This is a genomic window from Enterococcus sp. DIV0240d (genome assembly GCF_051711245.1).
Classification (GTDB): Bacteria; Bacillota; Bacilli; order Lactobacillales; family Enterococcaceae; genus Enterococcus_D; species Enterococcus_D casseliflavus.
In genome coordinates, this window is record NZ_JBIOMG010000001.1 from 1,820,150 (window position 1) to 1,842,802 (window position 22,653).

Consider the following 22,653-nt stretch of genomic DNA (forward strand, 5'->3'; position numbering starts at 1 on the left):
TGTTGTTTTTCCTAAGAAATGAGTGCAAGAAGCTCGTTTAGATGAAATCTTCTAAGACCTTTGACAAACAATGATTTCAGGATAATGGTAAACTAAGTAAAAGAGCTGTTTATTTTTTCAAAACTTTTTCATAAATTTGTTTTTTTTCAAATCTTTGAAGAGGTCCTATGTTATACTATTATCTGAAGTCTTAAGAATAAAGGAAGGCTGTTTATGTTGATAAATTTCAGGGATTTTTTTAATTTAGATTATTGGAGAGAATTGCTCTCATTTGATATATTTTCTTGGTCATTTTTAGTAAATGTTTTAGATGTGATCGTTGTTTGGTACTTGGTTTATAAGCTGATCCAGCTTGTGCGAGGAACAAAAGCGATTCAGTTGTTTAAAGGCGTTGGCCTATTCATTGTTCTAAGGTTTTTGGCAGGTATCGTAGGATTAAAGACGCTATCTTGGTTGATGGATCAAGTCATCACATATGGGGTGATCGCCGCGATTGTTATTTTCCAACCAGAAATTCGACGAGGGCTGGAGCATCTTGGCCGTAGCTCTTTCTTCAAGACTTCTAAGAATGAAAAACGACGGGATGAAGTGTTGGTCCAAGCGTTGGACAAAGCTGTTCAATATATGGCAAAACGAAAAATCGGTGCATTGATCACGATCGAACGGACGACGGGGTTAGAAGAATATATTGAAACGGGGATTCCTTTAGATGCGGATGTGACGGGCGAATTACTGATCAATATTTTTATTCCCAATACACCGCTACACGATGGTGCAGTCATCTTAAGAGATGATAAGATCGCTGTTGCTAGTGCCTACTTACCACTGTCAGAAAGTCCGCTGATCCCCAAAGAATTTGGGACGCGCCATCGAGCGGCTGTCGGGATTTCAGAAGTTAGTGATGCGTTGACCATTATCGTCTCAGAGGAGACGGGAGACGTCAGTATTACCCTGAATAATCGGATGCTTACTGAGCTTTCGCGACAAGAGTATCTCGACGTGTTGAATCGCGAATTAGTGCCAGAAGAAAAGCCTGGTAAACGCAACTTGCTGCAATCTTTCTTTGAAGGGGTCAACAAAGGAGGAAGAAAATGATCAAGAAAGAACGTCGTCAAAACGTATTTTATGGTATACTAGCGCTGTTCTTTAGTCTGGTTCTGTTTTTCATCGCCAGCGGATCAAGCCTGCAAGTCAACCTTGCAGGAACTTCAAATCCTTATGAGGAAGAGATCGATAATGTACCGATTCAGACCACCTATGACACAGATGAATACTTTATCCAAGGATTTGAAACAACAGTAGACGTGACTTTGTCTAGTCGAAATCGGGTGCAATTGAATGCTGAACGTAGCGAGGAAACGCGGAGCTTTCGAGTAGTTGCTGATTTGACTGGACTCGATGAAGGAACCCATGAGGTCCCTTTAGAAGTGAAAAATCTTAGCTCAAGTGTGACAGCCGAAATCGAACCCAAAACCGTCACTGTGACGATCGAGAAAAAAGTCACCCAAACGTTTACCGTTGAGCCAGTCATCTCGACTGATGGATCAACGAGTGGTTACGGCGTTGATTCAATGAGTGTTGAACCGCAAGAAGTAGAGATCACTACTGGCGACAAGACACTGGCAGAAATCGACCGAGTGATAGCGATCGTGAATCCAGATGATATTACTGGCGATTCGATCACGGTGGATGGAACGATCGAGGCTTGGGATAGTGAAAACAATCCTTTAGCGATCATTCCTGAGCCAGATTCGGTCGATGTGGCATTGATGATGGAAGCACCAAGCAAAGAAATTGAATTGTTTGTCACTCAACAGGGGACAACACCAGATGGGATCTCTCATTACATCTACCGGATGAGTAGTATCAGTGCGGTGCTAACAGGACCACAAAGTATTTTGGATGAGACCCAGCAGATCGGTGTCCCAGTGGATGTTAGTGAGATCACAACCACGACCGAACGGACAGTAACGATTCCAGTACCAGAGGGAACAACGATCAATCCAACAGTAGTGACGATCCAAATCACTCCGGTTGCAGAAACAACTACTGAGAATCAATCAAACAATGATGGCGATGAAGCAACGAACAGTGCGAATTCTCAAGCCAATTCTTCGACAGTCGACACGACGCAAGAACAAACAGAGAATTCCGCAAGCAGAACGACGACAAGCAGTTCTTAGTCGTTTGACTGTAGAGAATGAATAAGAGAGGTTATTAAAATGGGAAAATATTTTGGTACTGATGGTGTTAGAGGAGAAGCAAATAAGGAGTTGACACCTGAATTAGCATTTAAATTAGGTCGTTACGGCGGCTATGTATTAAGTCAACATGAAACTGGTGACCGCCGTCCCCGCGTTTTGGTGGGACGGGACACACGGATTTCTGGACAGATGCTAGAAAATGCATTGATTGCTGGACTATTATCTGTCGGGATCGAGGTATTCCAATTAGGTGTTATTTCTACACCGGGTGTTGCGTACTTGACGAAAGTGCAAAAAGCGAGTGCAGGTGTAATGATCTCTGCCTCTCACAATCCTGCACAAGACAATGGCATCAAGTTTTTCGGGAATGATGGCTTTAAATTAGTCGATGAACAAGAAGCTGAAATTGAAGCATTACTTGATGCACCGGAAGATACGCTTCCACGTCCTTCTGCCGATGGCTTAGGAACAGTGGATGAGTTTCCAGAAGGGTTGTTGAAATACTCTCAATTTCTACGTCAAACGATTCCTGATGATTTGGAAGGAATCACGGTGTGTGTTGATGCAGCAAATGGCGCAACAGCAACAAGTGTCAATCGTTTGTTTGCCGATCTAGAAACAGAATTCTTCACAATGGGGACGTCTCCAGACGGGTTGAACATTAATGATGGTGTGGGATCGACTCACCCTGAAGCGTTAGCTGAATTTGTCGTTGAAAAAGGGGCGGATGCTGGTCTTGCGTTTGATGGAGATGGTGATCGGGTCATCGCAGTAGATGAACTAGGAAACATCGTTGATGGCGATAAAATCATGTATATCTGTGCGAAATATTTAGCGGAGCAAAAGCGCTTGAACCAAGGAACGATCGTGACAACAGTCATGAGCAATTTAGGGTTCCATAAAGCAGTGGAAGCAATTGGACTGAAAGATGTCATCACACAAGTCGGTGACCGTTATGTCGTCGAAGAAATGCGTAAAAACGATTATAATTTTGGTGGCGAGCAATCAGGTCACATGATTTTCTTGGATTTCAATACGACAGGTGACGGTTTGCTATCAGGAATTCAACTATTGAATATCATGAAACAAACGGGCAAGAAACTGTCGGAATTAGCAGGAGAGGTAACGATCTATCCACAAAAACTTGTCAACATTCGAGTGACAGATAAAAATGGCGCGATGGATGTTCCAGCTATCCGTAAAATCGTGGAAGAGACAGAAGCAGAAATGAACGGCGAAGGCCGTATCTTGGTTCGTCCTTCAGGAACAGAACCATTGCTTCGGGTGATGGCAGAAGCGCCAACCATTGAAAAAGTCGATTACTATGTTGAAAAAATCGCAGCGGTCGTTCGAGAGGAAATCGGTGCGGAATAAATGAAGAAGTAAGACGATCAAAGATATCCTTTGGTCGTCTTCTTTTGTCTACTTACCAGCAAGAAGCCAATTGCGAATTAGAGAAACTTGTCAACGAATTTGTCGGCAACGTTTAACAGAGGAGACGCAGTGGGCAAGCCTTGCGAAGGATAGTTGCTTTTAAAAGTCTTTTCGGATTTGTTGTGCAGAAAATAAGAAAAAAAGAACCCCTATGAACGATCGAGTCATCGAACGAGGAGTTCTTTTTATTATACAGAAGATAACCAATTCGGTTTCAATCTTTTAAAAAACTTATTCAACGGTAACGGATTTTGCTAAGTTTCTTGGTTTATCAACGTCGAATCCGCGCTGTAAAGTGGCAAAGTAAGCCAGCAGCTGTGTTGGAACGACTGCCACTAAGCTTGTTACCAATGGGTGAACGTTTGGTAAAATGATTTGATCAGTCGCTTTTGCTAATTCTTGGCTAACGATCACAAGGGTATGAGCCCCACGAGATTCGACTTCTTTCAAATTGCCTCGCGTATGAGAGCCGGTCACTTTTTCCGTGATCACACCGATCACTGGTGTACCTTCTTCGATCAACGCGATGGTGCCGTGTTTTAATTCACCAGCCGCAAAGCCTTCCGCTTGGATATAAGAAATTTCTTTTAATTTCAATGCCGCTTCCATCGATACATAGTAATCATTTCCACGTCCAATGTAAAACGCATTACGGGTTTCGGAAAGGAAATCCTCAGCAAATTGACTGATAACAGCTTTTTCATCCACTAAAGCCTCCATTGCAGAAGCAACGATGCTTAGTTCATGGAAAACATCAAAGTCCAATGCTTCAGGAACAGCTTTTTCATCACCAATGGCTTTTGCTAATAACGTCATCACTGCGATCTGTGCAGTATACGCCTTTGTAGAGGCAACAGCGATTTCTGGACCAGCATGAAGCAATAAGGTATGGTTCGCTTCTCGAGAAAGAGTAGAACCAGCAACGTTGGTAATCGTCAGACTAGGAAGACCTAACTGGTTGATCGTCACTAATACTTGACGGCTATCTGCCGTTTCACCACTTTGTGATAAGAACAAGAAGAAGGGGTTTGCTGACAACAATGGCATGTTGTAGCCAAACTCACTAGATAAATGAACCTCAACAGGAATCTGTGTTAGTTTTTCTAAAATGGCTTTTGCTGCCCAGCCAGCATGATTGCTGGTACCACAAGCAATGATGTAGATCCGATCGCTAGCTAAAAGTTCGTTTTTTAACGCTGGATCGATCACTACTTCACCAGATTCTCCTTGATATTCTTGAATCAAGCGGCGCATCACAGTTGGTTGATCATCGATTTCTTTTAACATGTAGTAAGGGTATGTTCCTTTTTCGATGTCAGTCAGATCTAGTTGTGCTTCATAAGACTCACGGTACACAAGGTTTCCTTTTGGATCTTCGATTTCGATCGCATCGGCTGTTACGGTCACCATTTCGCCATCTTCGATCTCAACAAAGTGAGTCGTTTGATCGAGCATTGCTAAGGCATCGCTGCAGATGACATTGAACCCATCTCCCAAACCGATCAATAAAGGACTTTTGTTTTTGGCAACATAAATGGTTTCTGGATCATTTTTTTCTACTAAGGCAAAGGCATAAGAGCCGCGAATCAAGGACAAAGCTTTTTTAAAGGCTGCTTTGGTCGTGCTGTTGTCTTGCTCCTTCAATGCTTCAATCAAATGAACAACGATTTCCGTATCTGTTTGACCTTCAAATTGGTGGTTGCTTAAATATTCTTGATGAAGCTCTTCAAAGTTTTCGATCACACCGTTATGAACCAACACGAGTGCTTGGTTTGCTGAAGTGTGAGGATGAGCGTTCATTTCTGATGGCTTGCCGTGGGTCGCCCAACGGGTATGTCCGATACCGATCGTTCCTGTTACTTCAGAAGTCACTTTTTCTTCCAAGTTTTTGATTCTTCCTTGGGCTTTAATTAAGTGATCCGAAGTCCGATCAGCGACATAAAGACCTGCTGAGTCATAGCCGCGATACTCTAAGCGTTCCAATCCGTTCAAAATAATTCGTTCTGCATTTGATTTTCCTACGATTCCTACAATTCCACACATAATGATAATCCTACTTTCAAAAAATTTAGTTTGGCATTATGTATTTCTATCTGCGTAGCAAGTCTTTGTCATCACCTTACGATGAGATTTGTTCTTGCCTGTAGAGTGCAGTCCCTAGAGTCATCCGCCGAATGTTTCGATAAACTCTTTCCTCGTCATCTGTTTCCAGATCAGGCGCTATCCTTATTGGTCTATCTATCCTCCTTGTGAGATATTTTATAGAAATACAAGCAATATCATAATATTTATTCCTGTTTCTGTCAACTAAAAGTTATATAAAAATAATTGGTATAGTTATTTGTAAGGTTGATTTGAACCTGTTTAAAGGAAATCAAAACAGCTGACATAGCTTTGTCGAATAAGATTCCCAAGAAATTTCCTCATAAAGCTATGCTTTTTTTTTTAAGTTCGCTACAATAAAAAAGTAAGAAAGTGAGGGAATGAAATGCCAGAATTTGTAAATTGTATGACTTTTTCAGAGCTAAAGAAAATGGTAGCTGCGATAGAAAAAGATCCTAATGTCACAGATGAAACAAAGGTCATGTTGGATACGGGCTGGGACAGCTTGCAAGAAATTTTGCCTGGATCAGTCACCGTGGAAACCGCGCAAACATTCGAAGTCCAGGATGAACTGACAAAGGAATTTTTTGGTGGCTACGTCTTAGCTGAAAAAAGCGAGAAATTTGATGCGGTTGGAGACGAAGAAGCAGTGATCGTCATCAAAAATCTATACTAAAAATGGGAAAGGTGAAAAGTTAGGTGGGAAAATGAATAAAAGAAGATGGATCGCAGCGGCGATCGCAGCAGGGTTATTTATCTGCTCGGGGGTTTTTTCAGTAATCATAAATCGTCCAGAGCAAGAGGAAACTCAGACGCTACAAGGGTTAAATGCTTTGTTCTATGGAAGTAATGCGATCGAAGAGACAACGTTAGTTGCCGGAGATCAAGACAATCGTATTGTTCGCTTATCTTTAGAAGGAACCATCGCCAGCCGCTCCAGTGGTGGCTTATTCACAACAGAATCTTATGATCATCAGCGATTTTTAGAAGAACTACGGATGATCCAAGGAGATCCAACTATTGGGGGCATCTTGATGGAAGTCAATACCCCAGGAGGCGGCGTCTATGAAAGTGCGGAGATCGCTCGTGAGTTAGCAAAAATCAAAGAGTTAGGGATTCCAATGTATGTCAGTATGAAAAACATGGCAGCCAGTGGCGGTTATTATATCTCGGCAGGTGCTGATAAAATTTTTGCAACGGATGAAACCATTACTGGTTCAATCGGGGTGATCATGTCAGGGCTAAACTATGCTGGCTTATTCGAAAAGCTAGGGATCGAAGACAATACGTATAAAAGTGGCGCACTAAAAGATGTAGGTTCATCAACGAGAGAACCCACAGAAGCCGACAAGGAAGTCTTGCAGACCTATGTCGACAATGCCTATGGTCGGTTCGTAAAAATCGTAGCAGAAGGACGTGGCATGACAGAAGAAGCCGTTAGAAAGATCGCTGATGGCCGCATCTATGATGGGCAGCAAGCAGTGTCCGTTGGTTTAGTGGATGAAATCGGTTTTCCTGAAGATACATTAGCAGCAATGCAAGCAGATCTAGGCTTGGAAGATGCCGAGATTTTCAGCTATGATGTTTCATCTACTGGATTTGCTTCTACTTGGTTAGGTTCAAGTTTAGCCGAACTACAAGGATTAAAAGAATCAAACACAGAGCGAGTGATCCAATTGATGGAAAGCCTTGGAACCAGCGATGCTCCGAAACCTCTTTATTACTATGGAGGTGAATGACTATGACAGAGAAAAACAAGTATTCCGCTGGCACATCGTCAAGGGATGACAATCACACAAGTTCGTCAATCGATCAAAGGGAACAGCGGGAAACCTCGACACCGTCAACCAATCATACGGATGTGCAAACTGAAGCGCAGGTTTCAGAAACAACCGAACCAGTAACTGCCAACAAAGCGATGAGGAACACACAAGTAAATCATCCCGATGATTTTTACCAACAAGTCTTGACGTCTTTTAGGGAAGAAGAGTATACCCAAAGCGAGATCGAGGAAAAACAACAAGCCTGGCAACGGTATGAAGAACCTGAAAAACAGGCAGAAGACAAACGGTTCTTCAATGATTTTCCTAGCTACTTTTTTGCTGGGTTTTGGATTCGTTTCTTTGCTTATCTCGTTGATGTGTTGGTGATCCGAGCGATTACCCAAATAACGATCGGTAGTATCTACAATCTAGCGAATTTAACGGCAACCAATCAGCGGTTTGGCCTTTACAACATCTGTGCCTTAGCAATCTATCTAGGCTATTTTGTTCTAATGACAAAGCTAAATCATGGTCAAACGATTGGAAAAATGCTTTTTGGCATTCGAGTGGTTTCTTTTGTAGAGGAAGAACTCAGCTGGCAAACTGTGTTGATTCGCGAGCTATGCGGACGCTACGTATTACAATTCAATCTTTTCTTTTATCTCGGTTATTTACCAATCGTCTTTAATAAAAATAAGCAGCAGGCTGCGGATTATTTTGCAGAAACCAGTGTGGTGACCATTAATCTGATCAAAGCTTTCAATAAACAGGTGGATGCCAATCACGTAATGATTGGCGCACAAAACTAACTAGCAGATCAAGCAAGTAGTAAAGGAGGGATCGAGAATGGGTGAGACGATTGATTTCCCAGGACCAAATGAACGGCTTCGGCTGGCGGCAGAAAAAGCCTACCAGTCAAAGGAGTTTTTGCAAGCTTTTCGCCTGTACAATGAACTCTATCAAAAAAATGTCAGTTTTGAGATCAATCAATGGCTTGTTGAATGTCTGCAGCAGTTGAATGATTTTGCCAAAGCGTTAGATCTGGCGGAAGACTATTTGGATGATTATCTAAAAGAAACCGACGGGTATTTACAAATTGGTCATCTGCTGATCTTGGATGGTCAGTATTTAAAAGCTCGGCGCTGGCTTACATTAGGTAAAAAAACAAAAATTGCAAGCCGCTATCAGGAACAGTTAGCAAGTGAATTAGCAAAGGTAGAAGAAGTGCAGCAAATTTTAGGGCTGGAAGATTTTCATGGGAAACGCAAGCATTTACGTGCATTAGATGAAGCCAATCAACCGGTGAGTGCAACAGAATGGCACGTTTTTACCCAAGCCATTACCAAACCACAATTTGTCACGCTGATGCATGAAACGTTAGCTTCCATCAAAAATCCATATTTGCTGCCCAAATTAGTGGATGAGCTCGTGCGTCTTGAAGTGGACGAACCTTTTGAACTGATTGATTACCTTGGGAATATGCAGCAAATCGTTCCGAAAGAGTTAAAACTTTTGCAAGAAGATGCCGCTGTTAAAGCGATCCAGAAAGAGATTGACGAAACGATCGCCCAAGAAGATCCGATTTTAGCAGAAAGCATCTCAGCAGAAATCAATGATCATTTAGCCATCAGCTACCCATTTTTACCTGCAAAAGAGGAGGCAAAAGCATGGGTGGCAAGCTACATTGAAGATTATCGTGGGTTATTTGAAGAAAAAGAACAGCCAAAAGCAGCGAATGAAATAGAAGAACGCAAACGACACCTACGCAATATCCTACGATTGAGCATTCGCTGAAAGAAAAATTCGCAACTTTCATGGTAAAATGTTTACAATTAAACAACGTTAGTGTACTATTTAAAGGTATGCATGAAGCTATTTCATATGTAAATCAATTAATATTCGGAGGGAAATAAATGACTGCAAAATGGGAAAAAACAGGCACCAATGATGGTGTTTTGACATTTACGATCGCTCAAGCAGAAATCCAAAAAGGCTTGACGACTGCATTCAATAAAGTGAAAGGCAATCTTAACGTACCTGGCTTCCGTAAAGGGAAAGTTTCACGCCAAGTATTTAACCGTATGTACGGCGAAGAAGCGTTGTATGAAGATGCATTGAACGCTGTTCTTCCAGAAGCTTATGAAGCTGCTGTAAAAGAAGCAGGGATCGATCCTGTTGCGCAACCAAAAATCGACGTTGACAGCATGGAAAAAGGCCAAGATTGGGTTATCAAAGCAGAAGTTACTGTAAAACCTGAAGTAAAACTTGGTGATTACAAAGAATTAACAGTTGAAAAACAAGACCGTGAAGTAACAGAAGAAGACGTGGATGCACGCATCAAACGTGAACAAGAAGCACAAGCTGAATTAGTTATCAAAGAAGACGAAGCAGCTGAAAATGGCGACACAGTCGTTATCGACTTTGAAGGCTTCTTAGGGGAAGAAACATTTGAAGGCGGCAAAGGTGAAAACTACTCACTTGAACTTGGCTCAAACTCATTCATCCCTGGTTTTGAAGAACAATTAGTAGGAACAAAAGCTGGTGATAGCAAAGACGTTACCGTTACTTTCCCAGAAGATTATCAAGCAGAAGATTTAGCTGGTAAAGAAGCAGTCTTCAAAGTAACTGTTCACGAAGTAAAAGCAAAAGAACTTCCTGAATTAGATGATGAATTCGCAAAAGACGTTGATGACAGCGTTGAATCATTAGCTGAATTAAAAGAAAAATACCGTGCTGAATTGACTGAAACAAAAGAAAAAGCAGCTGAAGATGCAAAAGATGAAGCTGCGATCCGTCAAGCAGTTGAAAACGCAGAAATCGTTGAATTACCACATTCAATGGTTCATGATGAAGTACACCGTTCAATGGATGAATTCTTGAACAACATGCAACGTCAAGGAATCTCACCAGAAATGTATTATCAATTAACTGGTTCAACTGAAGCAGATCTGCACACACAATTTGAAGGTGAAGCAGAAACCCGCGTGAAAACAAACCTTGTTATTGAAGCAATCGCTAAAGCAGAAGGTTTGGAAGCAACAGAAGAAGATATCGAAAACGAAATCAAAGAACTTTCTGAAGCTTACAACATGCCAGTGGATCAAATCAAACGCGTCTTAACAGAAGACATGTTGAAACATGATATCACGATGAAGAAAGCAGTTGAACTTGTCACAGGTACTGCAAAAGAAGCGTAAGCAAAATGCTTAAAAACGGCGAACATCTAGCGGTGTTTGCCGTTTTTTCTTGGGAGTAAGAGGGGCTAGTTTAACAATTACTAACAAATGATAAGAAAACGTTAGGCAACGTAAAAAGAACTTTTTCTTTCAAAAAAGTTATGATATGATTGTTTAAGACTGCAAAGTTAGTAAACAAAATTCCACTCCTTTAAATAGGTTGGAAAATTTTCAAGGGGTGAACAGTATGTACGATAATACAAACGGTAATGAAGCTGTTCGTTGTTCTTTTTGTGGCAAAACGCAAGAAGAGGTGAAAAAGATCGTTGCAGGTCCTGGGGTCTATATCTGTAATGAATGCATCGATTTGTGTAAAGAAATCATTGATGAAGAGTTTTACGAAGAAGCAATTCGTGAATTTACCGAAGTGCCGAAACCGCAAGAACTACTGAATGTTCTCAATGAATATGTGATTGGACAAGATCGTGCGAAACGGACATTGGCTGTAGCGGTTTACAATCACTACAAACGGGTCAATGTAGAAACGACAGCAGAAGATGTAGAATTACAAAAAAGCAATATTTGCTTGATCGGACCAACAGGTTCTGGGAAAACATTTTTGGCACAAACGTTAGCACGTTCACTAAACGTGCCTTTTGCAATCGCTGATGCAACCAGTTTGACAGAAGCCGGCTATGTCGGTGAAGATGTGGAAAACATTCTTTTGAAACTGTTACAAGCTGCTGATTATAACGTAGAAATGGCAGAAAAAGGAATCATCTATATTGATGAGATCGATAAAATCGCCCGTAAGAGTGAAAATGTATCGATTACTCGTGACGTATCCGGTGAAGGCGTACAGCAAGCATTGCTGAAGATCCTAGAAGGAACGACTGCTAGTGTACCGCCACAAGGTGGACGGAAACATCCACATCAAGAGATGATCCAAATTGATACCACCAATATTCTCTTTATCGTTGGCGGGGCGTTTGACGGAATCGAAACCATCGTTAAAAACCGTTTAGGTGAAAAAACAATTGGTTTTGGCACGAACAATAAGCGCCTTGAAGAAGGCGAAAGCGTGATGCAGCAAATCATTCCTGAAGACTTGCTTAAATTCGGTTTGATTCCTGAATTTATTGGCCGCTTGCCAGTGATGGCTGCGCTAGAGAAATTAACAGTAGATGATTTAGTGCATATTTTGACTGAACCAAAAAATGCGCTGGTCAAACAATACCAAAAGTTAATGGCATTAGATGACACCGAGCTGGAATTTGAGCCAGAGGCTTTGCGTGCCATTGCTGCGCAAGCCATTGAGCGAAATACCGGTGCTCGTGGGTTGCGTTCGATCATCGAGAATATCATGATGGATGTCATGTTCAATGTCCCTTCTGATGAGTCGATCCAAAAAGTCACCATCACGGAAGAAGCGGCAAAAGGACTTGGTGAACCAAAAATCATTTACAATGAAGAGACAAAAAAAGCAGTCTAATCGAGACCAAGTCGGATAGTTTCATTGCTATCCGGCTTTCTTTTTGAAAAAATAGAAAGGAGCGATTCGATGAAAGTACATGATGCTGAAATCGTCATCAGTGCCGTTTCTCCAGCACAATATCCAGCTACACCTTTACCGGAGATTGCCTTAGCAGGCCGCTCAAATGTCGGAAAGTCATCCTTCATCAATACATTGATCAATCGTAAAAATTTAGCCCGTACCTCATCAAAACCTGGGAAGACGCAAACGCTGAACTTTTATTTGATTGAAAATACGCTGCATTTTGTCGATGTCCCCGGCTACGGCTATGCAAAAGTATCGAAAACAGAGCGAGCGAAATGGGGGAAAATGATTGAGACATATCTTGAACAAAGAGAGCAACTGCGTGCAGTCGTATCTCTTGTTGATTTGCGTCATGCCCCCTCACAAGAAGATATTCAAATGTATGAGTTTTTGAAATACTACGAGATTCCAGTGATCGTGGTCGCCACCAAAGCAGACAAAATCCCTCGTGGGAAATGGAACAAGCACGAAAGCATGATCAAAAAAGCATTATCCTTTGATCCAGCAGATACGTTTATCCTCTTTTCTTCCATTACCAAACAAGGAAAAGAAGAAGCGTGGAAAGCGATTGAAGCAGCAATAAAATAATTATCATTTAGGAAACCGAAGCAAGAAAGTCCTTTGCTTCGGTTTTTCTCATTTTACAGTGGAAATCAGCTGATTTAAGCTATTCTACGCAGCGTAGAGTGCTGAATATGCTCCATTTTAGCGAAAATCTCCTTGTTATTTGTTAAACTTGTAACAAGGAGGTGTGGTCGAATGCATGAATCATTAAGTAAAAAATTAAAAGAGTATCGATCAAGACATAATTTAACACAGAAGGAATTAGCTGCGAGGTTATTTGTTTCTGATAAGGCCATTTCAAAATGGGAACGAGGAAATGGGTTGCCAGACATCGAGACATTGGTCCGTCTAGCCGATTTATTAGGCACACCAGTGGAAGAGCTATTAAAAGAAAAAAAAGAAACCTACTATTATGAATACAAAAGTGAACGGACGGTTCTGCGGCTTCCGTTGATGCACATTTTGATTCCCAATTTATTCTTATTACTGAATCAAGTGACGAGTGTTCGAGCGTTTTTTGTGCTGATGAAAGAGTTACCAACTGCCAGCGGCTGGTTTAGCCTTGGTGTCAAAGCCAAAGGGATTATTGCTTTGGGGGTTGTCAGTTTAGGCTTTTTATCGATTGGCTTATTGTCCTTCGGAATGTTGGAAATTGGGACAGTCAGTATCGGTGTCATTGCAATAGGGAATCTCTGCTTTGGCTTATTAGTTGGGATTGGCAATCTTGCGATCGGTTCGATCGTTGTCGGTAATCTTGGCGTTGGCTGGCTCGCTCTAGCAAACGTCGCAATTGCTTGGATTGGGGTCGCAAATTATGGTGTAGGGAGTTTTATGGCTGTTTTGCCCGCAAATTCATCAACGGAAGATTTTAACCAAGCGATTCAACAACTCTTAGTCTCTGAGATCCCTGACTTGATTAAAACAACTATCTTTGAACCAATGATTCGTTTTACAAGCTCACCGATTTTTGTGGTGATCTTCGTGATGACGATCTTAGCAACCATCTTTTTTATTCTTTGCTTGTTGACCATTGGCTTGGTGCGATTACGTCAAAGCATGTTGTATGAAGAGCTATAAGAAAACCTCTAGATGATGATTCTGATCGTTGAACTTATGTAGCTTCAGTGGCTCATTTTCTATTTCGACAAGTAAAAAAAGGCAAGGGACTGACGCGTCCTTTGCCTTTTTTATTAGTCTGCTTTCTTACTATCTTTAGGTTGTGTTTTTTTCTTTTCATCAGATTCGTTTTTCAAGAAACGCTCAATATCGTTTTCCTGCTTTTTCTTGTCTTTGTCGTTATCGGGAAGAAAGGCAAAATCATCAAACATTTTATCTAGCGAGTCTTCTCGTTGGAATTTTAAGCCCATAGGTTCACCTCCAAGCGCCTTAAGTTTACCACGAACGGTGGTAGATTTCATCAAAAAAAAGCGAAATAGTGTTCAATCGTTTCCCCCTTTACTATAATTAAAGAAAGGGGATAGAAAAGAGGGGTAGCGATGATCAAAACTGAAAAAATCTATGGCTTTCTACAATCAACCCAAATGGAAGCAGCACAGTTGCGTTTGTTTATTGAAAATTGGTTCGCTTTGGTTCGTCTTAGCTATCAGCCGACGGAATACTACTACAATCAGCAAGCAAAGAAACCTTATGATTTGGATGAGGTCAGTCAACTACTGCATAGCGCCCCTGAAAAAATCAATACGGAATTGATTGTGACGGACGGCCAAAATGAGTCCAGTATCCATATCATTCAAGAGGCTGTTTTACAACGGCACCTGTTTACGAAAGACGTATTTTCCACGCAAAAACCCGTGATTTTAAGTTACTTCGATGAAACGATGCAAAGAGATGGCTTGTTCGGCTATTTGCGTTCATATGATGAGTACTTGATGCATAACGTCGAGGGAATCGAGAAAAGGCAAAATTTTCAATCGATTGCTGAAATCAACGCGTTACCGAAGCGGAAAAACTTTGAACAAGAAATCGTCATCGACTGCAATCAGTTTTCTGGTTACGACGTCTTTTACAATGGCTATACACTGACTTCTTGCTGGCGCATGTACTTTTCGGCATTCTACGCGCATATCATTCCTCAGGTGATCATTACTGATGCGCAGCAGGTGGAGCAAGTGCAGGTAAGAGACCAAGGGGTTGTGATGGTGGAATTGTATCGAGATCCTTTCCAGTGGGATCACGAATTGAATCTATCCTACCAGCGATTGTTTCGCGATCAAACTGGAATCGATCAATTGACTTGGGATAACGGGGTCGGTATTTTGAGAGAACCATATATTGAATATGCCTTTGGCGATCACTTGATCCAAACCATCCAATACCAAAATGATCGACTGCAGCCAACAACAAAACGAAGCGCGACACATTTTGTCACCAGAAGCTTCGACCTCGTGAACGAAGAGTATCAAGAGCGGAGAGTGAAAGGGTATTTGAATGCCCAAGCGTATTTTCCTTGGGTGGATCAAGAGCGGTTGCGCATGATGGATTATATCGTATTAAAGCCAGAACTAACGATAGACGATGGAGTAGAGGCTTATTCATTCTATATTCGTAGCCATCTTGAGATTGAATATTCAGAGGATCGTTTTAAAGACTATACTGCTTGCCTGCAATTTTATTTGCCGGAGACTGCTTTGAAGCACTTACCGCTAGATGCTTTGAAAGCGGCCATGCCTGATGTTCATTTTGGCTATCTGCACCGCACGCGCAAATATACATGGGTCAATCTAAAGAAGGATGGGAAAAAACTACGAGTGTATTTTATGAACACCCAAAAGCTAGTCGAGCAGCAGCTTTTTACCAATCAAGAATGAAAAAGACCCGCAAGTGAAGCGACCCCCAAAAGTTAGACCAAAAAAATCTAACTTTTGGGGGTCGTTATTTGTATGGCAAAATATCCTTTTGAATTAAAACTAAAAATCGTTAAAGAATATCTTAGTGGCGTGGGCGGATATCGGTATCTTGCCAACAAATACGGTATTTCAAGCAAGTCTCAAGTAAGTAATTGGGTGAATGCCTATCGTGAATACGGAGAGGAAGGTCTATTGAGAAAGCATCAAAATCAGAAATATTCTGTTCAATTTAAGTTAAATGCGCTAGAGTTATATCAAACAAGTGAGATGTCCTATCGAGAAGTTGCTAGCACTTTAGAAATGAACAACCCTGCGCTTATTGCCAATTGGATGCGTAATTTCAGAGAAGCAGGTATTGAGGGGCTCTCAAAAGAGAAAGGGCGACCACTTACTTTGACTAGAAAAAAAGAAAACAAAAAAGAAAATACAACAACTGAAGAACGCGATCGTATCAAGGCATTAGAAAAGCAAGTCCGATCCCTTCAAATTGAGAATGCCTTTTTAAAAGAGTTGAGGAAGCTGCGAAAACAGGAAGCCCAGCAAAGACGCAAGAATCAATCGCACGAATCATCGCCAGCCTCCGAGGATCATTCAAACTAGTTGAGCTTCTTGAAACATTGAAATTTCCTAAAGCAACCTATATGTATTGGCAGAAACGGTTTGACAGACCAAACCCAGACCAAGAAATTGAAGAAAAAATGCTTGAAATTCGCAAAGAGCATAAAGACTATGGCTGTCTGCGACTAAAAAAAGAATTAGAGAATCAAGGGATTCATGTCAATAAAAAGAAGATTCAACGTCTGATAAAAAAACTAGGTATCGAAGTAAAGTCTTACACTCGAAAATCTCGACGGTACAATTCTTATCGTGGGAAGGTTGGTACTGTCGCCAAAAATCGTATTCATCGTCGGTTTTATACAAATATCTGTCACCAAAAAATTACAACTGATACCACAGAGTTTAAGTATTATGAAGTAGACACCGCAGGTGTCGTTCGTCAGAAAAAGCTGTATTTAGATCCTTTCATGGATTTCTACAATAGTGAAATTCTATCTTATCGGATTTCTGAAAAACCAAACGCACTAGCCATAATGGAAGGATTAGAAGAAGCAATCCAGATGACAAATGATTGTCCATTTCGTAGAACCTTCCATTCAGATCAAGGATGGGCCTATCAAATGAATGCTTATAAGAATAAATTGAAGCAGCATAAAATCTTCCAGAGTATGTCTCGTAAAGGGAATTGTTTAGATAACTCACCTATGGAAAACTTCTTTGGTTTATTAAAGCAAGAGATTTTTCATGGAGAAGTCTATCGGAGTTTAGATGAATTGAAAACAAAAATTGACCAATATATCTATTATTACAACCATAAACGCATCAAAAAGAAATTAAATTGGCGAAGTCCGGTTCAGTTTCGAGAAGCTGTAAAAACAGCTGTCTAACAGTTAATCTTATCGTACAAAAAAGGAGTGGATTTCTCCACTCCATAAAAGTCTAACTTTTTGGGGTCACTACAAAGATCACGAGGATCTTGTGGGTCTTTTCAATTAAGCTGTTTGCTCAGGCGCTTTTTTCAACAAACCGAATACGACGCCAGAAACGATCGCACCGATCAAGATGAATAGCAAGAACAAAATTGGTTTAGATAATAATAGGACAACGAAGATCCCACCATGTGGCGCCATCAATTGGATATCAAAGGCACCGACAAGTGCACCAGTCAGGGCAGAACCGACGATAAAGCTTGGGATCGCTCGCAGTGGATCTGCTGCTGCAAATGGAATCGCACCTTCTGTGACGAAGGACAGCCCCATGACGATATTTGTCAAACCTGCTTCTTTTTGGTCTTTTGTAAATTTATTTTTGAACAATAACGTTGCGACAAAGATTGCTAATGGAGGAACCATTCCGCCCGCCATTACAGATGCCATTACGACGCTACCACCTTCAGCAACGGTCGTTGCCAATGTTGCAGTACCGAAAACATAAGCGGCTTTGTTGATTGGGCCGCCTAGATCGGCTGCCATCATCGCTGCTAACAAAGCGCCAAGTAAAGCTGCGTTGGTACCACTTAAGCCAGTCAAGAAGCTGTTCAAGCCGTCGTTGATAGCTTTCATTGGCACGTTGATCAGTAACATCAAGAAGCCAGTGATCAATAGGCCGAAAACAGGGTAGAAGAGGATCGTTTTGATTCCTTCTAATGATTTTGGTAAGCCTTTGAATAATGAACGTAAGAACTTGATGACGTAACCAGCTAAGAAACCGCCGATCAAGGCACCTAAGAAACCAGCACCACCTGTATTTGCTAACGCACCTGCTGCAAAACCGACGATCAATCCAGGTCGGTCACTGATACTTGAAGCGATAAATCCAGCTAAGACAGGTAGCATAAAACCAAATGCCGCGCTACCGATTTGATTGAACCAAGAAGCTGCTTGGTTGTAGTTTCCTAATTGACTCAAGGCATCTTGAGGGACACCCATGAACTGGTCCACCATGAAGGAAATAGCGATCATGATTCCACCGGCAATAACAAATGGCAGCATATGAGAAACACCATTCATCAAATCTTTATAGATTCGTTGACCGACTGAACCATCAGCAGAAGCGTCCTCTTTATCAGAAGCTTGGCCGCTACCATGAAAAACAGGAGCAGTACCGCTCATTGCTTCATTGATTAATTGCTCGGTTTTACGGATACCATCACTGACAGGACGGTTTACTAAATGTTTGCCGTCAAAGCGATCCATTTCTACTTTTTTATCAGCAGCTACGATTACACCAGTAGCTCGGGCGATATCAGCTTCTGTTAGACGATTTTTGATTCCTTCTGAACCATTTGTTTCGACTTTGATGTCAACACCCAGCTCTTTGGCTTTCTTTTTCAAAGCATCTTCTGCCATGTAGGTATGGGCGATTCCTGTCGGGCAAGCTGTAACTGCGACGATATAGGGACGTTCGCTAGCAAGTGCTGCTTCTTGGTTTGCCGCTTCTTCTGCTAAAGCATCGGCTTCTTGCTGTGCCTCAGCTTCTGAGAAAAGTTGCTGTACTTGATCAGCAGTCGTCGCTGTTTTTAATTTAGCAACGAAGTCTGGATCGATCAACAAGCGAGATAGCGCTGCTAATGCTTGTAAATGAGTATCATTTGCTCCTTCTGGTGCTGCGATCATAAAGAAGAGGTACGTTGGTTGTCCATCTAACGCCTCATAGTCAACACCCGCATTACTTTTTGCGAATAAGACCGTCGCTTCTTTGACCGCACTGTTTTTGGCATGAGGCATTGCGATGCCGTCACCTAGCCCTGTTGATGTTTGAGCTTCTCGGGCAAGAATTCCTTCTTTGTAGACCTCGATATCTGAAATTCGTCCGACAGCATATAATTTTGCTACCATTTCATCAATGGCACCTTTTTTGTCTGTTGCTTGTAAGTCCATGATCATGGCATCTTTCAGCATCAACTCATTGATTTTCATTTTTTCCATCCTCCTATAGATTCACTTTTTCAATTATGACTTCCGGTAGTAATTCTTCGATAAATGACGCCTCAGCTAAATCATCTGAAAACGCAGTGGCACTGCCACAAGCGACTCCCCATTTGAATGCTTCAACCACATCTTTGGTCTTTGCATAATGCCCAATGAATCCAGCAATCATGGAATCTCCAGCGCCAACTGAATTTTTCAAAGGTCGTTTCAACACATTGGATCGATAGATCTCATTGCCAGTAAAGAGCAGGGCGCCATCGCCGCCTAGAGAGACAATGACATTTTTAGCGCCATCCTTTAGCATTCTTTGACCATAAGGCAAAATATCTTCGATTGTTGAAAAAGAAGTTTCATAAAGTTCGGCTAATTCATGATTATTTGGTTTGATCAGCAAAGGCTGATCGGATAAAGCGTCAAAAAGTTCCGCGCCGGTCGTATCAATGACAAATTCCGCACCCGCTTCTTTAACGATTTTGATCAATTCTTTATAAAAGTCGGTTGGAAGACCAGCTGGTTTACTTCCTGATAGGATGACGATGTCTTCGGCAGAAAGAGTGGCTAATTGGTGTTTCAATTCAGCAATTTCTTGCTGGCGAATGACTGGACCAAGACCGTTGATTTCTGTTTCTTCGCCGGATTTTAGTTTGATATTGATTCGTGTGTCCGCAGCGACTTGGGTAAAGTTGCTGTTGATTTCCTCTTTGGTCAGCCACTCTTCAATAAAACAACCAGTAAATCCGCCAACGAAACCAAGGGCAGTCGAGGCGATGCCGATGCGTTTTAAAATCCGTGAGACATTGATTCCTTTGCCGCCAGGTAGTTTAAAGTCTTGTTTCATTCGATTAAGGGCGCCGATTTCCAAATGATCGACATGGACGATAAAGTCGATCGAAGGATTGAGTGTTACTGTGTAAATCATTGTATTACCTCCATAATGGTTGTTTTTGCTCTGAATTTCGCTAAATAGTTTTTTGGGCAATAATCGGTGATGATCGTCGCACCTTCGATAAAGGCAACTTGAGCAAAAGTCGTTTGCTGAAATTTGGAATGGTCTAGCAAGACATAGGCTTGTTGACTGTGCTCTAAAGCGATCTGCTTGATCAGGGCTTCTTCAGGATCAGGTGTTGTGAATCCAGCCTCAGAATGAGCCCCGTTCATGCCCATAAAGCAACGATTAAAGCGTAGTTTTCGCAGTTGCTCACCAGCATTGATCCCTAACACAGCGTTCGTCGATATCTTAATGGTCCCCCCTAAAATCATGGTGTCGATCCCATGATCGATCAATAGGGAAGCGTGTTTGACGGAGTTTGTGACCACCTTAAGGCCTGTGATAGCCGATAGGAAAGGAATCATTTCGAGGGTCGTTGTGCCAGCATCTAAGTAAATGACTTCACCATTTTTGATCGTCTGGGCAGCTGCTCTTGCTATCTTTTGCTTTTCCGTTTGAAACTTCGCCGTTTTTTCTGACATGTTTGGTTCGAAGCCTAATTGCTGACTTTTCTTGGCTCCACCGTGAATTCTGACTAAAAATCCTTTGTCTTCCAACTCTTGCAGGTCTCGACGGATCGTTGATTCTGAAGCATCTAACAGTTGAATCAGTTCACTGACCTTGACGATCTCTTCTTGTTCCAATCGTGCCAAAATCGCTTGATGACGCTCCTCTGTAAGCATTTTCATCACCTCTTCACTTGCCATGATACCACATGATTCGTTCAAAATCAATCATAAACAGTAAAAAGCATTCAAAATGAAAGCGTGAATAAACGGAATCGGTCATAAACGGTCATGATAACCTTCATTTTGATTTAATAGCTATTCTTATATTTGACAATTTTTACTATTATTTGGCTTAATTGAAGTAAGGGGGGATAAATAAATGAATAACAAAGTCATTTTACAAGGGTTCGAATGGGACCTGCCGGCAGATAGCCAGCACTGGAACAAATTGAAAGAAATGAGTAAAGAAATCAAAGAGTATGGATTTACCGCAATTTGGCTGCCGCCTGCCTATAAAGGGACAGCTGGGTCCGAAGACGTTGGGTATGGTGTCTATGATTATTATGATCTAGGCGAATTCGATCAAAAGGGGTCGGTGCCAACAAAATATGGGACAAAGGTTGAATACCTAGAAGCCATCAAAGCACTGCAAGAACAAGGAATAGAGGTTTATGCCGACATCGTTTTCAATCACTTGATTGGTGCCGATGAAAAAGAAGTCGTTCCAGCGGTTAAATACAATACCGAAAACCGTAATGAACCGATCAGTGATGAGGAAGAAATCGAAGCTTGGACCAAGTTCACATTCCCAGGACGTCAGGGGACGTACAATGATTACGTTTGGACGTGGCATAATTTTTCTGGTGTCGATTATGATGACCGCAACAAAGACCACGGGATTTTTAACTTCGCTGACAAGGGCTGGGAAAACCAAGTGGATGATGAGATGGGCAATTACGACTACTTAATGGGTTGTGATTTGGACATGGAAAATCCCGAAACAGTGGAACAACTCAATAAATGGGGCCAATGGTACCAAGAACTGACCGGCGTTGACGGGTATCGACTAGATGCGGTCAAACACATTGAGTTCAACTATTACGCGGATTGGATCTTAAACCGACGCGAGGAAAAAGGCAAACCACTATTTGTTGTCGGAGAATATTGGTCAGGGGAGCTGCCAAAATTAGAAGAGTATTTAGATTCTTCAGGAAATTTGATTTATTTATTTGATGTGCCATTGCACTACAATTTATATGAAGCATCTCACTCAAATGGCGAATACGATATGAGCCAAATTTTTGCAGGTACGTTGACCGCCGCTCGCGAAGATTATGCAGTGACTTTTGTGGATAATCATGACACGCAGGTTGGGCAAAGTTTACAATCTTGGATAGACGGATGGTTCAAAGTCCATGCCTATTCATTGATCCTTTTACGTAAAGCTGGCGTACCAGTAGTTTTCTGGGGGGATTTATTTGGGATTCCCGCGCAAGAAATCGCCCCTGTCGGGGATGCGCTGGTCCATATGCTGAAACTTCGGGAGAAGCTTGCATTCGGGAATCAAGTCGATTATTTCGATGATCCTAATTGCATTGGCTGGGTATTAACTGGCGATTATGAACATGAGCTTTCTGGATTAGCGGTCGTGATGACCAATGCCCAAGGAGCGGAAAAAGAAATGACTATCAGTGCGATCCATGGTGGAGAGACATTCGTGGATATATTGAGAAACAATGAAGCGAAAGTTGTTTTAGATGATACCGGAAAAGGTGTTTTCCCGGTCAATGATGGGCAAGTCTCGATTTATGTAAATGAAAAACTAGTAGAGAAGTACTTTAGTTAACCAAAATCTTCAAACGAATAAAAAGGCTGGTAGGTTTACAGCCTTTTTATTATGTAAACAAACCAAGCCTGCTTTCTCTTGAAAAATCGCATGAATCGTAAGGGAAAAAATCAAAGCGCTTTTAATTAAAAGTTTTCAAAGCGTTCGGTTTTC

The 22,653-nt window shown here is 41.6% G+C and carries 20 protein-coding genes; 15 read left to right on the plus strand and 5 right to left on the minus strand.

Annotated elements, in window-relative coordinates:
- Positions 1–213 precede the first annotated feature (213 nt).
- Genes cdaA through glmM form a run of 3 tightly spaced genes read left to right on the plus strand, consistent with a single transcriptional unit; the run spans position 214 to position 3,578 of the window.
- Positions 214–1,095 (plus strand): diadenylate cyclase CdaA, encoded by an 882-nt coding sequence (cdaA, locus tag IGJ25_RS08505; RefSeq protein WP_005235688.1) that lies wholly within the window; start codon positions 214–216, stop codon positions 1,093–1,095.
- On the plus strand, positions 1,092–2,183 hold the full coding sequence (locus IGJ25_RS08510; RefSeq protein ID WP_081116837.1) for a CdaR family protein: 1,092 nt from the start codon (positions 1,092–1,094) through the stop codon (positions 2,181–2,183). The genes cdaA and IGJ25_RS08510 overlap by 4 nt, the downstream gene beginning before the upstream one ends.
- 39 nt (positions 2,184–2,222) lie before the next feature.
- The gene (glmM, locus tag IGJ25_RS08515) at positions 2,223–3,578 is read left to right on the plus strand and encodes a phosphoglucosamine mutase (protein ID WP_005225959.1); all 1,356 of its coding nucleotides are present in this window, start codon (positions 2,223–2,225) and stop codon (positions 3,576–3,578) included.
- A gap of 291 nt (positions 3,579–3,869) precedes the next feature.
- Here the strand turns inward: glmM and glmS are convergent, their stop codons facing one another.
- Positions 3,870–5,681, minus strand: a complete 1,812-nt coding sequence (glmS, locus tag IGJ25_RS08520) for a glutamine--fructose-6-phosphate transaminase (isomerizing) (RefSeq protein ID WP_208773497.1) — start codon at positions 5,679–5,681, stop codon at positions 3,870–3,872.
- A gap of 445 nt (positions 5,682–6,126) precedes the next feature.
- Between glmS and IGJ25_RS08525 the strand changes: the two genes are divergently transcribed.
- From IGJ25_RS08525 to IGJ25_RS08560, 8 genes are all read left to right on the plus strand, one after another.
- Complete coding sequence (locus IGJ25_RS08525) at positions 6,127–6,417, plus strand: hypothetical protein (protein ID WP_005225961.1); 291 nt, start codon at positions 6,127–6,129, stop codon at positions 6,415–6,417.
- Between the two features lie 31 nt (positions 6,418–6,448).
- On the plus strand, positions 6,449–7,480 hold the full coding sequence (sppA, locus tag IGJ25_RS08530) for a signal peptide peptidase SppA (protein WP_081117328.1): 1,032 nt from the start codon (positions 6,449–6,451) through the stop codon (positions 7,478–7,480).
- Between the two features lie 2 nt (positions 7,481–7,482).
- On the plus strand, positions 7,483–8,313 hold the full coding sequence (locus IGJ25_RS08535) for an RDD family protein (protein WP_208773496.1): 831 nt from the start codon (positions 7,483–7,485) through the stop codon (positions 8,311–8,313).
- 37 nt (positions 8,314–8,350) lie between these two features.
- Entirely contained in the window at positions 8,351–9,298 is a 948-nt protein-coding gene (locus tag IGJ25_RS08540) for a hypothetical protein (RefSeq protein ID WP_413118964.1), read from the plus strand.
- Positions 9,299–9,417: 119 nt separating this feature from the next.
- Positions 9,418–10,701, plus strand: coding sequence for a trigger factor (gene tig, locus IGJ25_RS08545; protein WP_005225965.1), 1,284 nt, complete (start codon positions 9,418–9,420; stop codon positions 10,699–10,701).
- Between the two features lie 226 nt (positions 10,702–10,927).
- A complete protein-coding gene (gene clpX / locus IGJ25_RS08550; protein ID WP_010748174.1) occupies positions 10,928–12,172 on the plus strand; it encodes an ATP-dependent Clp protease ATP-binding subunit ClpX in 1,245 nt (414 codons plus the stop codon).
- A gap of 69 nt (positions 12,173–12,241) precedes the next feature.
- On the plus strand, positions 12,242–12,826 hold the full coding sequence (gene yihA, locus IGJ25_RS08555; protein ID WP_005225967.1) for a ribosome biogenesis GTP-binding protein YihA/YsxC: 585 nt from the start codon (positions 12,242–12,244) through the stop codon (positions 12,824–12,826).
- Positions 12,827–12,997: 171 nt separating this feature from the next.
- Positions 12,998–13,879: a helix-turn-helix transcriptional regulator gene (locus tag IGJ25_RS08560; protein ID WP_438779244.1), complete on the plus strand. Its 882-nt coding sequence runs from the start codon at positions 12,998–13,000 to the stop codon at positions 13,877–13,879.
- Between the two features lie 113 nt (positions 13,880–13,992).
- Here the strand turns inward: IGJ25_RS08560 and IGJ25_RS08565 are convergent, their stop codons facing one another.
- Positions 13,993–14,169 carry an SPJ_0845 family protein gene (locus IGJ25_RS08565; protein ID WP_010748176.1) on the minus strand — a complete coding sequence of 59 codons (177 nt, stop codon included), beginning with the start codon at positions 14,167–14,169 and terminating at the stop codon, positions 13,993–13,995.
- A gap of 129 nt (positions 14,170–14,298) precedes the next feature.
- Here IGJ25_RS08565 and IGJ25_RS08570 point away from each other — a divergent pair, with 129 nt between their 5' ends.
- The 3 genes from IGJ25_RS08570 (at position 14,299) to IGJ25_RS08580 (ending at position 17,114) form a co-directional block, all read left to right on the plus strand.
- Positions 14,299–15,630: a hypothetical protein gene (locus tag IGJ25_RS08570; RefSeq protein WP_438779245.1), complete on the plus strand. Its 1,332-nt coding sequence runs from the start codon at positions 14,299–14,301 to the stop codon at positions 15,628–15,630.
- A gap of 72 nt (positions 15,631–15,702) precedes the next feature.
- Positions 15,703–16,269, plus strand: a complete 567-nt coding sequence (locus IGJ25_RS08575; protein WP_016249835.1) for a helix-turn-helix domain-containing protein — start codon at positions 15,703–15,705, stop codon at positions 16,267–16,269.
- Entirely contained in the window at positions 16,239–17,114 is an 876-nt protein-coding gene (locus IGJ25_RS08580; protein ID WP_413118969.1) for an IS3 family transposase, read from the plus strand. Before IGJ25_RS08575 ends, IGJ25_RS08580 begins: the two co-directional genes overlap by 31 nt.
- Before the next feature lie 105 nt (positions 17,115–17,219).
- Here the strand turns inward: IGJ25_RS08580 and IGJ25_RS08585 are convergent, their stop codons facing one another.
- The 3 genes from IGJ25_RS08585 to IGJ25_RS08595 are packed head-to-tail and all read right to left on the minus strand — an operon-like array spanning position 17,220 to position 20,828.
- The gene (locus IGJ25_RS08585) at positions 17,220–19,145 is read right to left on the minus strand and encodes a PTS fructose transporter subunit IIABC (RefSeq protein WP_225000790.1); all 1,926 of its coding nucleotides are present in this window, start codon (positions 19,143–19,145) and stop codon (positions 17,220–17,222) included.
- A 13-nt stretch (positions 19,146–19,158) separates the two neighbouring features.
- Positions 19,159–20,076: a 1-phosphofructokinase gene (gene pfkB, locus IGJ25_RS08590; protein ID WP_438779246.1), complete on the minus strand. Its 918-nt coding sequence runs from the start codon at positions 20,074–20,076 to the stop codon at positions 19,159–19,161.
- Positions 20,073–20,828: a DeoR/GlpR family DNA-binding transcription regulator gene (locus IGJ25_RS08595; protein ID WP_005225973.1), complete on the minus strand. Its 756-nt coding sequence runs from the start codon at positions 20,826–20,828 to the stop codon at positions 20,073–20,075. Before IGJ25_RS08595 ends, pfkB begins: the two co-directional genes overlap by 4 nt.
- 205 nt (positions 20,829–21,033) lie before the next feature.
- Between IGJ25_RS08595 and IGJ25_RS08600 the strand changes: the two genes are divergently transcribed.
- A complete protein-coding gene (locus IGJ25_RS08600) occupies positions 21,034–22,500 on the plus strand; it encodes an alpha-amylase (protein WP_225000792.1) in 1,467 nt (488 codons plus the stop codon).
- Positions 22,501–22,653 lie beyond the last annotated feature (153 nt).

Excerpts from the sequence above, each read along its gene's own strand:
- IGJ25_RS08540 (WP_413118964.1), top strand. The coding sequence starts at position 8,351 with ATGGGTGAGACGATTGATTTCCCAGGACCAAATGAACGGCTTCGGCTG.
- IGJ25_RS08595 (WP_005225973.1), bottom strand. The coding sequence starts at position 20,828 with ATGCTTACAGAGGAGCGTCATCAAGCGATTTTGGCACGATTGGAACAA.
- IGJ25_RS08585 (WP_225000790.1), bottom strand. The coding sequence starts at position 19,145 with ATGAAAATCAATGAGTTGATGCTGAAAGATGCCATGATCATGGACTTA.
- cdaA (WP_005235688.1), top strand. The coding sequence starts at position 214 with ATGTTGATAAATTTCAGGGATTTTTTTAATTTAGATTATTGGAGAGAA.
- IGJ25_RS08525 (WP_005225961.1), top strand. The coding sequence starts at position 6,127 with ATGCCAGAATTTGTAAATTGTATGACTTTTTCAGAGCTAAAGAAAATG.
- pfkB (WP_438779246.1), bottom strand. The coding sequence starts at position 20,076 with ATGATTTACACAGTAACACTCAATCCTTCGATCGACTTTATCGTCCAT.
- sppA (WP_081117328.1), top strand. The coding sequence starts at position 6,449 with ATGAATAAAAGAAGATGGATCGCAGCGGCGATCGCAGCAGGGTTATTT.
- clpX (WP_010748174.1), top strand. The coding sequence starts at position 10,928 with ATGTACGATAATACAAACGGTAATGAAGCTGTTCGTTGTTCTTTTTGT.
- yihA (WP_005225967.1), top strand. The coding sequence starts at position 12,242 with ATGAAAGTACATGATGCTGAAATCGTCATCAGTGCCGTTTCTCCAGCA.
- IGJ25_RS08600 (WP_225000792.1), top strand. The coding sequence starts at position 21,034 with ATGAATAACAAAGTCATTTTACAAGGGTTCGAATGGGACCTGCCGGCA.
- IGJ25_RS08570 (WP_438779245.1), top strand. The coding sequence starts at position 14,299 with ATGATCAAAACTGAAAAAATCTATGGCTTTCTACAATCAACCCAAATG.
- IGJ25_RS08510 (WP_081116837.1), top strand. The coding sequence starts at position 1,092 with ATGATCAAGAAAGAACGTCGTCAAAACGTATTTTATGGTATACTAGCG.
- IGJ25_RS08560 (WP_438779244.1), top strand. The coding sequence starts at position 12,998 with ATGCATGAATCATTAAGTAAAAAATTAAAAGAGTATCGATCAAGACAT.
- IGJ25_RS08575 (WP_016249835.1), top strand. The coding sequence starts at position 15,703 with ATGGCAAAATATCCTTTTGAATTAAAACTAAAAATCGTTAAAGAATAT.
- tig (WP_005225965.1), top strand. The coding sequence starts at position 9,418 with ATGACTGCAAAATGGGAAAAAACAGGCACCAATGATGGTGTTTTGACA.
- IGJ25_RS08565 (WP_010748176.1), bottom strand. The coding sequence starts at position 14,169 with ATGGGCTTAAAATTCCAACGAGAAGACTCGCTAGATAAAATGTTTGAT.
- IGJ25_RS08535 (WP_208773496.1), top strand. The coding sequence starts at position 7,483 with ATGACAGAGAAAAACAAGTATTCCGCTGGCACATCGTCAAGGGATGAC.
- glmM (WP_005225959.1), top strand. The coding sequence starts at position 2,223 with ATGGGAAAATATTTTGGTACTGATGGTGTTAGAGGAGAAGCAAATAAG.
- glmS (WP_208773497.1), bottom strand. The coding sequence starts at position 5,681 with ATGTGTGGAATTGTAGGAATCGTAGGAAAATCAAATGCAGAACGAATT.